Source organism: Streptomyces yunnanensis, from assembly GCF_029011865.1.
GTDB classification, from domain to species: Bacteria; Actinomycetota; Actinomycetes; order Streptomycetales; family Streptomycetaceae; genus Streptomyces; species Streptomyces yunnanensis.
In genome coordinates, this window is record NZ_CP095749.1 from 4,660,837 (window position 1) to 4,673,843 (window position 13,007).

18 protein-coding genes and 1 tRNA gene are annotated in these 13,007 nt (G+C 70.7%); 3 read left to right on the plus strand and 16 right to left on the minus strand.

Annotation, left to right across the window (positions count from 1 at the left end):
• Positions 1–175: 175 nt before the first annotated feature.
• The 3 genes from MOV08_RS20090 (at position 176) to MOV08_RS20100 (ending at position 1,469) form a co-directional block, all read left to right on the plus strand.
• Positions 176–697, plus strand: coding sequence for a tRNA adenosine deaminase-associated protein (locus MOV08_RS20090; protein ID WP_067348781.1), 522 nt, complete (start codon positions 176–178; stop codon positions 695–697).
• A gap of 64 nt (positions 698–761) precedes the next feature.
• Positions 762–1,316, plus strand: a complete 555-nt coding sequence (locus tag MOV08_RS20095; RefSeq protein WP_063777461.1) for a nucleoside deaminase — start codon at positions 762–764, stop codon at positions 1,314–1,316.
• Between the two features lie 68 nt (positions 1,317–1,384).
• Positions 1,385–1,469, plus strand: a tRNA-Ser gene (locus MOV08_RS20100).
• A gap of 65 nt (positions 1,470–1,534) precedes the next feature.
• Here the strand turns inward: MOV08_RS20100 and MOV08_RS20105 are convergent.
• The 16 genes from MOV08_RS20105 to MOV08_RS20180 form a co-directional block, all read right to left on the minus strand.
• Complete coding sequence (locus MOV08_RS20105; protein WP_275308398.1) at positions 1,535–2,809, minus strand: tyrosine-type recombinase/integrase; 1,275 nt, start codon at positions 2,807–2,809, stop codon at positions 1,535–1,537.
• Between the two features lie 80 nt (positions 2,810–2,889).
• Positions 2,890–3,108: an excisionase family DNA-binding protein gene (locus MOV08_RS20110; protein ID WP_275308400.1), complete on the minus strand. Its 219-nt coding sequence runs from the start codon at positions 3,106–3,108 to the stop codon at positions 2,890–2,892.
• A 200-nt stretch (positions 3,109–3,308) separates the two neighbouring features.
• Positions 3,309–4,454, minus strand: a complete 1,146-nt coding sequence (locus MOV08_RS20115; RefSeq protein ID WP_275308402.1) for a DUF3631 domain-containing protein — start codon at positions 4,452–4,454, stop codon at positions 3,309–3,311.
• Complete coding sequence (locus tag MOV08_RS43855; protein WP_338057179.1) at positions 4,451–4,615, minus strand: hypothetical protein; 165 nt, start codon at positions 4,613–4,615, stop codon at positions 4,451–4,453. Before MOV08_RS43855 ends, MOV08_RS20115 begins: the two co-directional genes overlap by 4 nt.
• 188 nt (positions 4,616–4,803) lie before the next feature.
• Entirely contained in the window at positions 4,804–5,721 is a 918-nt protein-coding gene (locus MOV08_RS20125; protein WP_275308406.1) for a bifunctional DNA primase/polymerase, read from the minus strand.
• Between the two features lie 89 nt (positions 5,722–5,810).
• Positions 5,811–6,086: a hypothetical protein gene (locus MOV08_RS20130; protein WP_275308407.1), complete on the minus strand. Its 276-nt coding sequence runs from the start codon at positions 6,084–6,086 to the stop codon at positions 5,811–5,813.
• Positions 6,087–6,103: 17 nt separating this feature from the next.
• Positions 6,104–6,568, minus strand: a complete 465-nt coding sequence (locus MOV08_RS20135) for a hypothetical protein (RefSeq protein ID WP_275308409.1) — start codon at positions 6,566–6,568, stop codon at positions 6,104–6,106.
• 204 nt (positions 6,569–6,772) lie between these two features.
• Complete coding sequence (locus MOV08_RS20140) at positions 6,773–8,896, minus strand: FtsK/SpoIIIE domain-containing protein (protein ID WP_275308410.1); 2,124 nt, start codon at positions 8,894–8,896, stop codon at positions 6,773–6,775.
• Between the two features lie 108 nt (positions 8,897–9,004).
• Positions 9,005–9,205 carry a hypothetical protein gene (locus MOV08_RS20145; RefSeq protein WP_275308411.1) on the minus strand — a complete coding sequence of 67 codons (201 nt, stop codon included), beginning with the start codon at positions 9,203–9,205 and terminating at the stop codon, positions 9,005–9,007.
• A gap of 2 nt (positions 9,206–9,207) precedes the next feature.
• Entirely contained in the window at positions 9,208–9,525 is a 318-nt protein-coding gene (locus tag MOV08_RS20150) for a hypothetical protein (protein ID WP_275308413.1), read from the minus strand.
• Positions 9,525–9,872, minus strand: coding sequence for an RRQRL motif-containing zinc-binding protein (locus MOV08_RS20155; protein WP_275311837.1), 348 nt, complete (start codon positions 9,870–9,872; stop codon positions 9,525–9,527). Before MOV08_RS20155 ends, MOV08_RS20150 begins: the two co-directional genes overlap by 1 nt.
• Positions 9,872–10,732, minus strand: a complete 861-nt coding sequence (locus tag MOV08_RS20160; protein WP_275308415.1) for a protein spdB — start codon at positions 10,730–10,732, stop codon at positions 9,872–9,874. Before MOV08_RS20160 ends, MOV08_RS20155 begins: the two co-directional genes overlap by 1 nt.
• A complete protein-coding gene (locus MOV08_RS20165; protein ID WP_275308417.1) occupies positions 10,729–11,013 on the minus strand; it encodes a hypothetical protein in 285 nt (94 codons plus the stop codon). The genes MOV08_RS20160 and MOV08_RS20165 overlap by 4 nt, the downstream gene beginning before the upstream one ends.
• Positions 11,010–11,300 (minus strand): hypothetical protein, encoded by a 291-nt coding sequence (locus tag MOV08_RS20170; protein ID WP_275311838.1) that lies wholly within the window; start codon positions 11,298–11,300, stop codon positions 11,010–11,012. Before MOV08_RS20170 ends, MOV08_RS20165 begins: the two co-directional genes overlap by 4 nt.
• 98 nt (positions 11,301–11,398) lie before the next feature.
• Entirely contained in the window at positions 11,399–11,848 is a 450-nt protein-coding gene (locus MOV08_RS20175; RefSeq protein WP_275308419.1) for a DUF3307 domain-containing protein, read from the minus strand.
• A gap of 51 nt (positions 11,849–11,899) precedes the next feature.
• On the minus strand, positions 11,900–12,712 hold the full coding sequence (locus tag MOV08_RS20180) for a DUF4097 family beta strand repeat-containing protein (RefSeq protein ID WP_275308420.1): 813 nt from the start codon (positions 12,710–12,712) through the stop codon (positions 11,900–11,902).
• Positions 12,713–13,007: the final 295 nt, after the last annotated feature.

Below are 13,007 nucleotides of genomic sequence, written 5' to 3' on the forward strand. Positions count from 1 at the left end.
GCACCGCCCACGCTCCGGCACGTGAGCGACATCTCTCACAACGTCCGCACGACGCAGCGTCGAAGACGGCGCGCGGACGCGATGTTTCTGCCACGATTCCGAAGGGGCGGGAAGCAGCGGCGTGCAGCGCCGCCCCGCCCGGCCCGGCACGCCCCTGACCAGTGGGAGAGTCACGGTGTACTTCGCCGCACTGCTCGCGCGCACCGAAGACGGGTGGGAAGCGAGCGATACAGAGCTCGACGATGTGGAAACGCTGACCGATCTGGCCGACCTGGCCCGAGAGGCAGCGGTCGAAGACGACACGGTGGTGGTCCTCATCGAGCAGGAGGACGCCTGGTTCGGCATCATCCGGGTCGACGGCGAGGAGGACCCCAGGGTCTTCGTCTCCAACGCCGCGGTGGCCGCCAGGAGCTCGTACGGCACGATGTTGACCGACGAACTCCTCGGCCGCGACGACAGCGCTGGCGACGAACTCGACAGCCTCGACCTGGACGGCACCGAGGACGGCGAACCCGAAGCGGACCACGACCTCGACGACGATGCCGAGACGGCCATGGTGAGCGGCCCGCTCGGCGACGCCGGGCTGCTCGGCGACCTCGGCGTCACGGAGAAGGAACTGCTCACCCTCGACGGCGACGCGCTCGGCGCGATCGCCGACGCCCTCGGCTGCACGGACCTGCTGGAAGCCGTGCGCTGAGCCCCGCCGGGCCCACGTTCCGCCCCTGGGCCCGGCCCCCGGCCACGTCCCCGACACTGGGGACATGACCGTCCCCCCATCCGCCCCGCTCTCCTCCGCCGCCCCCGACCCGCTGCGCGCCCCCTGGATCGCGCCGATGCGTCGGGCCCTGGTGGAGGCCGCCCGCGCCCCCGGGACCGGTGACGTCCCGGTGGGCGCCGTCGTGCTGTCCGCGGACGGCACGGTCCTGGGCACCGGCCACAACGAACGCGAGGCCACCGGCGACCCCACCGCGCACGCCGAGGTCCTCGCCCTGCGCGCCGCCGCCGAGACCCTGCGGAAGCAAGCATCGCCCAGCCGTTCCGGCCAGGGTGGTGAGGGGCGACGGGCGGGGGAATGGCGCCTGACCGGCTGCACCCTCGTCGTCACCCTCGAACCCTGCACGATGTGCGCCGGCGCGATCGTCCTCTCCCGCGTCGACCGGGTCGTCTACGGCGCCCGCGACGCCAAGGCCGGCGCCGTCGGCTCGCTGTGGGACGTGGTCCGCGACCGCCGCCTCAACCACCGCCCCGAGGTCATCACCGGCGTTCTGGAGCCCGACTGCGCCGCCCTCCTCACCGCGTTCTTCCGCGACCGCTGACCGCCGCGCGACGCCCGTCCCGCCCTCCGATTTCGGCGCACGGGGCCCTTTGGGCTAAGCTCTCTCTCGGTAGCGTGTCCGAGCGGCCGAAGGAGCTCGCCTCGAAAGCGAGTGTGGCGCAAGTCACCGAGGGTTCAAATCCCTCCGCTACCGCAGGTGGATGAGGCGCCCGGTCCTTTGGATCGGGCGCCTCATCGCTTTCCGTCTCAGTTCCCGTCTCAGTTGGCCGGTACGAGCGCTCCAGCAAGCCCGTCGTCATCGTCACCCGGACCGCCTCCCGGCTTCCAGATGAGTCCGTCAACCTGGCGGGCGACATCGCTGCGGACGGAATCGACCATGTGCTGGTATCGCGCGGCCATGGCTGTGGTGGACCATCCCATGAGCCCCATGACGGCCCGTTCAGAGACTCCGAGGATCAGCAGGACCGTCGCCGCGGTGTGCCGGGCGTCGTGCAGCCGGCCGTCCCGCACCTTCGCAGCGCTGAGCAACTCCTTCCAGTCGTCGTAGTCCGTACGGGGTGACGTGCCCCGGCCGGTCAGCGTCGCGAAGAGCCAGCCCTCTTCCGACCAGTCGTCCCCGGCCACTACGCGTTCGGCCTGCTGCTTGGTCTGGTGCGTCCGGAGCAGGTCCACAAGTTGTGCGGGCAGTCCGACTGCTCGGCGCCCCGCACGGGATTTCGTGTCGGCAGTCTCCGGATTGGTCCGCTGACGCTGCGGGCAGTACCCGGCCTTCTTGCCGCAGCTATCGCTGCACCCGTGGGCGTATCGCGGCCGGCGGCGGCTCCGACGGACCATCAGCACACCACGTTCAAGGTCCACGTCCGCCCACTTGAGACCGAGCGCTTCGCCCTGCCGGAGTCCGAGGGCGAGTGCCACGGCCCAACGTGCAGAGTTCCGGCGGCAGTCCGCCGTACGCAGCAGCCGCTGCACCTCCTCGACGGTGTACGGCTCCACCTCCTCTTCGCTCACCCGGGGCGCCTTAGCGAGCTGGACGGGATTCCGTCCGAGGTGGCCACGCCGTACCGCCTCGTTGAGCGCGGTACGGAACGTCCGATGGATCTGGTGGATGGTCCCGGCCTTGCGGCCGTCGATCTTCATGCGCCCGTAGAAGTGCTCGATGTGCTCTGGCTTGAGCTTGTCGAGCCGGTGGGCGCCAAGCGCCGGAATCAAGTGCTTCCGCACGGCTACGCCGTAGCCGACCATCGTGTTCTCGTTGACGGCGAGCGGCGCGATGCTCTCGACCCAGTGCGTCAGCCACGTCTTGACCGTCCAGGGCCGACCGGCCTTGCGGATGGTCTTGGCGTCGCGTTCCCGTTCCAGTTCACGGACGGCCCTCACCACCTCGGTTCGGGTCTTGCGCTCGACATGGCGGCGGTCGGGCTTGCCGTCGTCCCGTACTCCGACGGTAACGCGGCCGTGCCACTTCCCGTCCTTGCCCAGGTAGATGGAGGATTCACCGTTGGCTCGCCGGGTGCGCTTCTTGTCGTCCGCCATGGGCGGGACTCCTTCAGGTTGGGGAGTGGAAACGTCAGAGCGCCGCCCCATGGAGGGGCGGCGCTCCGGTGATGAGTAGGTCAGGCTGCGCGCTGCTCGGCGCGTCGGCGGGCGAGGTAGGCGGCCGGGGCGTCTGCGGGGACGCGCCGGAGTCCGCCGACCATCAGGGATTCCAGCTCTCCGGAATTGATGAGCCGGTAGCAGACGGTGCGACCAACCTGGAGGCGGCGGGCAGCTTCTTCCACCCTCAGCAACACCAGTGTCGTGTCGACGACTTCAGCGAGTTGAGCCGTATCCATTCGCGCGATGCTCCTTCGTTGCACGGCGAGAGGAAGGGCGGGGCTCCCACCCCTTCCCGGGAAGTCCGCTACTTCCGCTACCTCCGCTACCTCGCAGGTCAGGGGCCTGTGCGAGGTAGCGGGAAGGGGTAGCGGTAGCGGATGGGTAGCGGCGGGGTAGCGGACCGGAAGTCCGGTTGCCGCTACCCCGTTGTTGCTGGTCAGACCGTGTTTTCCGTGTCGGGTAGCGGAGGTAGCGGACTTTCCGGGGGTGGGGGGCAGTAGCGGGCCCACGCGTCCGTCAGATCGGCGGCGTAGTAGCCCTTGAGGACGCTCCCGGCGGTCTTGATGTTGCGGGAGGCGATGGGCTCGTTGTCGGCCGTCATGTACTCCGCGAGCATCCGCGACAGGCGCCGGTTGTCGAGCGGCTTGCCGTGGAGGTCCGCCCAGGGGGCATCGTCCAGGGCGTTGAGCCGGTCCAGGATGGCGACGGTGGGCAGGCGGTCGATGCCGACCATGACGTGGTCCCGCAGGTCGGCCAGCAGCCGGATGCCCAGGCTGCCCTTGTCGTTGGCCTTGGACGCGGTCACCAGCGCCACGCAGGCTTCCCGTGCCCGCTCGGGCCAGTTGCCGCCGGCCGCGTCGGCGATGGCGAGCAGGGGTTCCCACACGTCCGCCGGTCGGTCGGTGACGCCGTCGGGCATGTCCGGCCACGCGCCCATCACGAACCCCCGGGCATGTTCGGCCCATTGGGCCAGCCGGTCACGGAGCTTGTGGCCCTCGGCCTCGTGGATGCGGGCGCGGAAAGCTTCCACCTTCTCGTTCCTGGCCCGACGGCGCATACGGATGATGACGGAGCGGGTCATGATCGTGTCGGGCAGGTTGCCGAGTCCGGCGACCGCCACCGCGCAGTACGAGGGGAACGCCTGGACGGTCTGGTTGCCCCCGTCGCCGATGCACCGATAGGTGACACCCGTACGACGGTGCCCAGCGTTGAGGAACCCGCGCAGTTCCTCGTTGTCGCCCGCTTTCGGGCCGAAGATCGTGTCGATCTCGTCGAACAGGATCGTGGGCCGTCCGCTGGGGTTGGACACCGACCGGAACAAGGCGGCGGCGGACGCGTTGACGGCCGTCATCGGTGCCGGCACCAAGGTCTCGACGACCTCCAGCACTCGCGACTTCCCCGACCCCGGTTCGGGGGACAGGATTGCCAGCCGCGGAGTCGACTCGAAGCAGTCGAGCAGGTGGGCGTGCGCGTCCCACAGCGTCACGGCGACGTAGGCAGCTTCGTGGGGGAAGACGTTGAAGCGGCGGTGGAATGCCTCCACCTCGTCCAGCAGCGTGGCCCCGTCGATGGTGGCGGTCATGCGGCTTCGGTCCCTTCCTGGGTGGCGCGCAGTGGGCAGGTGGCGCGGTGGGCGGTGTGGGCTTCGATCAGGGCCAGCACGCGGCGTTGACCGACGGCACTGCGGTCCCAGCCGCACAGGCATTTCGAGGTGACCGTGGGCGTGGCACCGCGCGGCGCCATGATGTGCAGCCACGCGACGGGGTACCGGCCGTCTCCCGCGTGCGGGTCAGGGCTAGGGGCAGTTCGGGCGCCCTTGCGGGCGGCGCCTTTCGGCTCGCCCACGACCGGGCGCGGTGCCGCTGGTTCGGCGGGGCGCGGTCGGGGTGGGGTGTGCGTGATGCTCTTCAGTGGGGGGCGGGGCGGGGTGTTCATGCCGCGTTCCGCCTGGTCTGGTTGTGGGCGATCGACCAGTTCAGAGCGCTGCGGAGGGTGGAGCGGCACTCGGCCGGGGTGAGTCCGCCCTTCTCGCCCCCCTCCTGAAGAGCCTGCTCCACCACGTGCCGGGGAAGGTCGCCCCACGCGACGAACCGCCCCAGGGCGCGCGCCGCCCGGAACAAGGTCGCCTCGCGCTCGCCCTCAGCGGCGCGGGCCACGTTCGCGGCTTCGTTGGCAAGCGCTACGTCCGCGTATCGGCCGGATTGGCCCGATACGGCCACTGAGGGGGCCCGTGACGGCTTGGGGGCCGGTTCGAGGATGTGTTGCAGCCACGCGGGCAGAGAAGCGGCCACAGGGCCGCGCAGAGGCTCGTACGGTCCGGCCGTGGTCATGCTGCCTGCCGCTACGACGTAGCCGCCCCACGCTCGGGTGTCGATCAACTCCCCGATGGTGCGGGCCGTGTTGGTCAGCCGGACGCCGTCCGGGGCGGTGAAGTACAGGTGCTCCCCGCCGCTCGCGGTCCGCACCCGGTAGGTGTCGGGGACGGCGTGCCCGGCGCGCTCGCAGAGCGCCGTGAAGGTCTCCGCGCCGCTAGGCGCGTCCGAACTGCCCTTGATGCTTGTGGTTTTGGGCTTGTCGAGGTCGACGACGACCAGCCCGGAGGGGCCGGTGGCGATACCGACGTTGAACGGAGCCTGCGCCCAAGCGGCACGGATGCGGTCGGGGTCGGTGGTGGCACGCTGCTCCCACCCGAGGTGGCCACTCATGCAGGGGCCGGTGCCGGTACAGGCGTCGGTGCCGTGCAGGGCCGGGGGACGCTTCATGCGGGGGCGGATCGGGAAGACGTGCCAGCCGCGTTCGGCGGCTTCCAGTGCCGTGCGCAGCAGCGCGGCACGGGCGTCATGAGGCATGCTGTAGGTCTCCTGTTCTGCTACGTCGGGATACGGAGACCGAGGGCGGTGGGCTGTCCTTGTCCGGGAGCCGCCGCCCTCGGGCATAGCTAGAAGGGCGGTTCGTCGCTGTAGCCGCCGACGCCCCACGGGTCACGTTCGGGGTCGCGACGGCGCCGGGGCAGGCGCGGCAGCGGCATCAAGAGCCAGCGCCGGTCTTCGTTCCAGCAGGCGCAGGGCTCCCACTCGGTGCCGGCGTACTCGCCGTTGTGGTCGCCAAAGTCGTGAGCGGTGCCACCGTCGCCGTGGCAGTCGGGGCGGGGCGTGTCGGTCAGGATCAGCGCCCGCTGGGTCCAGCCGGTGACCTTGATACGGAGTCGAAGCATGGGTGATTGGTCTCCTGTCAGCCGTTGAAGTGGTTGCGCTTGAAGACGGCCTTGCGGATGTGGAACGTGGTCCCGCTCTTGGCGTCGTTGGGCTTGAAGATCTGGACCGCGACGAACCCGCCGAAGCAGATGGCGGCGAGCGTGATGAGCTGTGTGATGAGCGCGGTCAGCGCCGCGATGAACGTGGTCAGCAGGAACAGCCCGCCGCACACCGCGCCGAACCCGATGCCCCCGAGAGCGATGTTCACCGCCGCGCGGGAGACCGGCGGCTTGGCCGTGACGAGTTCGGGCTTGGTGGGTTCGAGGGCGTAGCCGGTGACGACGCGGCCGTCGGGCAGCGCGATGCTCGCCACGGCCGGGAAAGCGTCCGGCTGGATGGGGACGAGCGGTGCCGGCGGCATGACGGTGGGGGTGATGGGGGTGGGCTGGTGGACTTCCACGGCCCACTCGGCAGGCGGGCGGCGGGCATGCTCGGGGTACATGCGGAATCCCTTCCGGCGCAGGGCCAGGGAGGCAGAGACACCCCCTGCCGGGGGCGCTGTGGAGGGGGTTTCGGGCGTCCTGACCTGCGCGCCTCCCTGACTCCCTGAACGATCATTTGCGCAGGTCAGATCCAGGGAGGTGGGTCAGGGAGGCGGTCAGGGAGTTCTCCCTGTCTCCCTGACCCGTCGGCGGTGCGCTCCCTGTCATCCAGCGGTGGAAGCGGAACCATCTCCGTCGCGGTTGGCGAGGGCACGGGTGACGCGGTCGCGGGCGACGACCATGACGCCGTCGGACTTGTACGGCTCCGCGTCGGCGGCGTCCAGGACGCGCTTGAGGTCGATGAACGACCAGCCGCCGTAGGCGTTCGCGTTCCGCGTGGCGAGCCGCGCCAGCACGTCCTTGGTCCGCACGCGGGGCGCGTCGCCGACAACGGCGGCGATGTCGGCGAGCGGATCGTGCTCATCGTCCCGTGCGATGGCGTGCAGGGTGGTGACGCCATCACGCAGGGCCTTGGCCCGGTCGGTGATGTTCTCGGCTCCGTCGTCGTCGATGTAGTGCGTGCGCACCGTGATGGAGGACTGTCCGGCCGGGATGGTGATGCCATCGGAGGCGACGACCAGGGTTCCCCGGTCCAGCCCCGGACGCAGCAGGTTCGGTGCCGCGCCCCCGTCAACGGCCTTGTCCCCCAAGGCCATGCGGGCTTGCGACTCGGTGCCCAGGGCGAGGGAGGCGCGAGTGTGGGCGCCCTCGCGGACCAGCTTGGGAAGGTTCTCGTTGGTCGGGTCCTGGGTGCCCTGCCACATCAGGACGTTCACGGCCCGCCCCTGGTTGTGGATCTTCCGGACGGCCATGAAGTACCGGGAGTTGGCCTTCGACCCGCCGTACGGGCGCTTCTCGGCGTCCTTGGCCGGGCACATGAACGCCACCTGCGCTTCGTCGACCAGCACGATCAGCGGCGGGAACACGGTGCCGGGCGGCGCCTGGATGCGGCGGTTCATCTCGTCCACCGCGCCCTCGACCATCTCGGTCACCTGGATCACGTGCTCATCCGTCGGGCCCTGGATCAGAGTCGTGGCGAGCCCGTCGAACATGTTCCAGTCGCCCACGCCCTTGAGGTCACCCATGAGGAACTGCACCGACCGGTCCAGCGCCAGCCACAGGGCGAGGGAGCGCAAGGCGACGGTCTTGCCCTGGTTGGACAGGCCCGTGATGAGCAGGTGGCGCTGATACAGGCTCAGCGCGGCCGCGTCCCCGCGCAGATCCTGACCCCAGGGGGCGCGACCCTTGGCGTAGTCGGCGGTCAGCGTCTCGTCGGTGACAAGCGGCGACGGCCCGATCGGTTCATCGAGCGCACCGGAGTCGGCGACCCAGAGCCGGACCGTGCGGGCCGCCTGCGGGATGGTGATGAACACCTCGTGCTCGTGCCGGCTCAGGTTCTCCGCGAGCTTGCGGCGGCGCTGCTGCACCTCGTTCGTCGACACCCCGGAAGGCAGGGTGACGTCGACTTCGACGCCGCACCCGGCGATGGTGATCGGGCCGAGCATCGAGGCGCCGGAGTCGCCCATCTCCTTGATGGCGTTGCGCAGCGCGGGCACCCCGATGTCCCGCAGTGCCTTGACCACGATCGACGGGGTGATCGGCTCACCCTCGCTGGAACGGACGTTGGCGGGAAGCGCCCACGCGGGGGCGGCCTGCTGATGCTGGCCCACAGCCCAAAGCCCCAGCAGGGCGAACAGTGGCCCGAGGGTGATCGCGTAGGGCCACACCACCCGAACGATGGTGATCATCAGGGCAATGAAGTCGATCACCGCCTTGATGGGGGTGATGACGTCGGCGATGTCCTTGTTGGCGATGGCGAGGACGATCCCGAGGGCGACCAGGCCACCGACGCCCATGCCAGTGCCGACCAGGACGCTCTTGGCAGCGTCGACCGGGGAGTGAAGAAGGTCCATGCGGCGCCGGTGGCGGGCCTCGCGGAAGCGCTGCCCGCGCTCCTCCCACTCGGCGGCCGCCTCGATGTTCCCCGCGGCTTCCGCCGTGCGCATGTAGCGCTCGTAGCGGGCGGCAGTGCGACCGTCCCACGCCCGGCGCGCCACGATCCGCGTGCCACCAGCGACGTACAAGGAGTGCCGGGCCACCCCGCGCGCGGCCGTGCGCGTGTTCTCGTGCGTGACGGCCGTCTTGAGGGCACGACCGGAGCGCACCCACAGGGGGACCGGGGGCGCGGCGGGCTGGTCGGGGACCACGGTCAGCGTGGTCACGGGGGCCGTTTCGCGCTCGGGGGCGGGGGTGGGGTCTTTGTGCAGGCGAACGACGTTGCTGCTCACGACAGGATCTCCTGAACTGCCCTGATCAGGGCGGGAGGTGTGCGGGAGCGGCGCGGGGCTCAACCCATCACGTGGGGAGCCCCGCGCCGCAGGAAGGCAGCGCGGGGGCTAGCGTCGGGCGCTGACCTTGCGTAGTTCGTGCGTGTGGCAGAGCAAGGGGCCGATCAGCAGGCCGGCGCCGTGGACGGTCCACCGGCCTTCAGTGAGCGGACCCGGCGGGACTTCATCGATGACCCGGCCGCGTCGGCCCACGGCGCGGGGGTCGTCCTCACAGGCGACGATGTGCACGATGTCTCCAGCCTGGAACACGCTCACCACCACCCCGAGGACTTCTTCGCCGCGCGGTCGGCGGCTGCCTCGTTGACCACGCGCTGCCGCTCGGTGTTCAGGGCGGCGAGTTCGCTGACGAGCCGGGTCTCGGCACTCGTCCAAGCGGTGTCCAGCTTGCGTTCAGCGCGGCCGACGCCGTTGCCCCGGTGCGTGCTGTAAGAGCCGGAGGCGAGGGCGCCCAGCACGGCGCGGCGCTCGCGCCCCTCCAGCGGCCACAACTCTCGGTTGCGGACAGCTTCGAGCTTGCGGGTGGTCTGCTGTATCGCCTTGTCCAGGCGACGGGTGTCGGGCTTGCCCATCAGGCACTCCTCACGGCACGGGAAGGGTCGGGGAAGGCGCAGGGCACGCAGGCGCCCAGCGAGGGAGGGATCACGTAGCCCGCTTCAGCGCGGCACTGCGGGCAGATACGACGAGCACGGTTGGCCTTGGCCAGCGCCGCCCACCGGGCGGGCGTCATCGGGCGGGCAGGCTTTGCCAAGTCGACCCGGTAGAGGTAGGCGACCAGCGGGGGCCGGCGGCGGCGCGGCCGTTCGAGCTGCGCCGCCACCTGCTGCCCCCCGGGCCGCAGGCCACGGGCGCGCAGTTGGCGGCGCGTGGCGTAGCCATCCGGGGCAAGACGCCACCGGAACACCGGCAGCGCACCCATCACGCGGCCACGCGCTTCCACGCGGCACGCAAGCGAACCTCAGAAGCGGAGTGCCCAGCCGCCCGGAACCGGGCGGACATCTTGTTGTAGGACAGGGCGGGGACCTCGCTGTGACGGATCTCGTCGACCAACGCGTCCAGCTCGTCATCAGTGAGCGCCGGTGCCGCGTCCAAGGCGGGCGCCTGGACCGGCTCGAAGGGACCCCACACGGGTAGCTCCCAGCGGGGTGTGACGCCGACCGTGACGGGGGTCGTCACGCTGGTCAGCGCCTTGCCGGTCTCCTCTCCCGCCCGCGCCGTCTCCAGCGTCGACCACGCCTTGGACAGCGTCACGGCGGTCGCGGCCTGGACGCGTGCGACGCGTGCCCCGGCCCCCGTCACGGCCGTCAGTCGGGTCTCCTCCGTAGCCGCTTCAGCCCGGAGCCGGGCGCGCGCCACGGCCGCTTCGTCCCGGGCCTCCTGCTGGATGCCCCGGATCGACTCCAGCGCCCTCGGGGTCAGGGCCGTGCGCTCCCACAGCCCATGGACGAGCCACAGGGCCTTGGCAGCGAGGGGGAGCCAGGAGACCGCCAGCCACGCGGCGGACGACGAGTTGGTGAGCGCGTGGGCGACCAGGACGCCGGTCGCCACCGCGCCGAACGCCCAGCCGACGACCGTGACGGGGGTGGAGTGGTCGCCCTGCGCGGCGAGCCGCCGCTCGTAGGCGAGGGTGGCCAGCCAACCGCCGTCGATGCCAAGACCTACGACCAGCGCGACCATCCACGGCATCGCCGTGCCCAGCCACATCACCACCACGGCCAAGGTGAGCACCATCGACACCGCCGTCATCGCCACGGCGGGCAGCACCGTCTTGGCCCTCACGACGCACCCCCGTCATCAGTCCACGGGGTGTAGGTCACCGGCCGACGCGCCGTCCACTCGCGCAACACCTCGGCGGCGAGCCCCACCATGTGGTCCTCGTGGAGGACACCATCGAGGATGACCCGCGCATCTACCGACCGGCGATGCAGGAGCGTGTCGTAGGCGCGTTGGTCTGCGGCGGTCGTGTCCGGCAGGGGGATGTCCAGCGCGTCATAGACCGCGCGCAGCAACGCCACGGCCGCCTCAGGGAGGGAATCGAGGCGTACGGTCGTGTCGCTCATGCCGCTGCCCCTGTCCCCGCCCGCTGGCCGCGAGCGGCCCGCACGAACGGCACCGTGTGGGCCAGCGCGTCGGCGTACAGGGCGTCCCAACCGGCGACCTCGTCACCGGCGTCCGCCGACTCCCGCAGGTCCCGCAGCACCTCGCGAGCCACGTCCCGGCGAGCGCGCCGCTCCTCGGTCGTCTCCTGCTCCAGCGGGCCACGGAACAGGTCGACGTCGATGCCGAGGGCCAGTTCCACGAACTCGTTCTCGTCTGCGGCTTCTTGACCGGCGACGAAAGTGCGCATGCGCATGGTGGATCTCTCCTTGTCAGGTACGTCGGGATGGCGCGGGGCGGTCGGCTGTCCTTGTCCGGGAGTGCGACCGCCCCACGAAGAATCAGAGGTCAGACGGTGGCGATGACCAGCGCGGCGACCAGCAGCCACAGGTGGTGGAAGGACTGGTCAAGCGCGTACGCGCCGGTGCCGATGTGCGGGTTGTCGTCGTGGCCGGCGCGCGGGGCACCGAGCCGGTAGAACTCGCCCTTGCCGGTCACCTTGGCCAGCCACGCGAGCGTGGTGCGCCGGTCGGCCCACCAGTGCGTGACGGCGTCGACGATGAGCCCGGCGACGATGCCGAGCAGCGACAGGTGCAGCCCCAGCAGCGCGGCGGCCGGGATGAGGACGGCGAGCTTGGTGAGTGTCAGGGTGGCGACGTGCCGGGCGTCCGCGAGGCGGCCGACCCAACCGGGACGGCCCTTGTGTGCGGACTGGTGCGAGGTCTGCACCCAGTGGTCACCCACGCTGTGGGCGACGTACAGGGCGATGAAAACAGCGGCGAACGTGGCAGCGTGCACGGTGGCGGACTCCTGTCCGAAGAGAAAGGGGTGGGCGGCGCGGGGCGGGTGCTAGCTGATCTGGACGTAGCCGCTGGTGGCCCGGCGGCGGACGTTCAGGTGCGAGGCGCCCGTGATGCGCGCGCAGCCCGAGGTGGCGTTGACCGTGAGGCGGCCGGTGGCCTGCTCCGTCGCGGCCATGCGGACGTTGCCGGAGGTGAGGTTCAGCCGGGCGGCGTGGCCGCTGTACGCGCCGATGCCGAGGTTGCCGGAGGTCAGGTTGGCGTCCAGCGGGCCAGTGACCTCGTTGACGATGACGCTGCCGCTGGTAGCTGTGACGTCCAGGTCCCCGACGCGGTCAGCGACCAGGGAGCCGGAGGTGCCGTCGTACTCCAGCCGCGCCAGCGTGCCCGTGATGACGGTGTCGGCGGTGTGCGTGCTGATCAGCGCCACCGACTTGGCGGGCAGGTGGACTTCGGCGGTGATCGGGGTGACCGCGTCGCCGGCCGGGCCGGTGGCGGTGACCTCGCGGCCGTTGATGAAGACCTTGCCGCCCCCGTTGCCGGAAACGTAGACATTGCCGCCGACGATCTGCACGCCACTGCCGCCGGAGAACGTCATGGTGCTGCCGCCCATGCGGATGGTGGTACTGCCGCTCACGCCGCCGGCCGCGTCCGGGACGCGAACCCTGAGGTTCTGCCCGTTCAGGCTGACGGCGGTGTCGCGGATCGCGTCAGCCGACGGACCCGAGGTGGCGTTGGTCTTCAGCACCACCCGCGCCTGCTTCAGCGCCGGGTCGACGGCGACGCGGATGCTGCCCGAGTTCATCGCCAGGTCCAGGGCGATCGGGCCGATGACGTCCAGAGGGATCGTGCGCTCGGTCATGGAAGAACTCCTGACTGCGTCGGGATAGAGAGACCAGGCGCGGCGAGCTGTCCTTGTCCGGGAGTGCCGCCGCGCCGGGCAGAAAGGGCCGAAGCCGCAAGAAGCGGTCGGCCGATCACCCCGGCAGGGAGTCGAACCCTGCCTACGACCATCGGGGCGGTGATGCGGTGTCTCCTTCGGGAGCGAGCTCCCGTTTCAGGCATATGGAGACGTGACCTTTCGGTCTAAGCCCTCCGGTGAATGACAAGGCGCCGGGCCGCCTCCCCCCGTCCGCTGCGGGGCTCCTGGGTGGTGC

What these genes read in the sequence shown, in the direction of transcription:
- MOV08_RS20095 (WP_063777461.1), top strand. Translation starts at nt 762, where the DNA reads ATGACCGTCCCCCCATCCGCCCCGCTCTCCTCCGCCGCCCCCGACCCG.
- MOV08_RS20105 (WP_275308398.1), bottom strand. Translation starts at nt 2,809, where the DNA reads ATGGCGGACGACAAGAAGCGCACCCGGCGAGCCAACGGTGAATCCTCC.
- MOV08_RS20110 (WP_275308400.1), bottom strand. Translation starts at nt 3,108, where the DNA reads ATGGATACGGCTCAACTCGCTGAAGTCGTCGACACGACACTGGTGTTG.
- MOV08_RS20115 (WP_275308402.1), bottom strand. Translation starts at nt 4,454, where the DNA reads ATGACCGCCACCATCGACGGGGCCACGCTGCTGGACGAGGTGGAGGCA.
- MOV08_RS43855 (WP_338057179.1), bottom strand. Translation starts at nt 4,615, where the DNA reads ATGGCGCCGCGCGGTGCCACGCCCACGGTCACCTCGAAATGCCTGTGC.
- MOV08_RS20125 (WP_275308406.1), bottom strand. Translation starts at nt 5,721, where the DNA reads ATGCCTCATGACGCCCGTGCCGCGCTGCTGCGCACGGCACTGGAAGCC.
- MOV08_RS20130 (WP_275308407.1), bottom strand. Translation starts at nt 6,086, where the DNA reads ATGCTTCGACTCCGTATCAAGGTCACCGGCTGGACCCAGCGGGCGCTG.
- MOV08_RS20135 (WP_275308409.1), bottom strand. Translation starts at nt 6,568, where the DNA reads ATGTACCCCGAGCATGCCCGCCGCCCGCCTGCCGAGTGGGCCGTGGAA.
- MOV08_RS20150 (WP_275308413.1), bottom strand. Translation starts at nt 9,525, where the DNA reads ATGGGCAAGCCCGACACCCGTCGCCTGGACAAGGCGATACAGCAGACC.
- MOV08_RS20155 (WP_275311837.1), bottom strand. Translation starts at nt 9,872, where the DNA reads ATGGGTGCGCTGCCGGTGTTCCGGTGGCGTCTTGCCCCGGATGGCTAC.
- MOV08_RS20165 (WP_275308417.1), bottom strand. Translation starts at nt 11,013, where the DNA reads ATGAGCGACACGACCGTACGCCTCGATTCCCTCCCTGAGGCGGCCGTG.
- MOV08_RS20170 (WP_275311838.1), bottom strand. Translation starts at nt 11,300, where the DNA reads ATGCGCACTTTCGTCGCCGGTCAAGAAGCCGCAGACGAGAACGAGTTC.
- MOV08_RS20180 (WP_275308420.1), bottom strand. Translation starts at nt 12,712, where the DNA reads ATGACCGAGCGCACGATCCCTCTGGACGTCATCGGCCCGATCGCCCTG.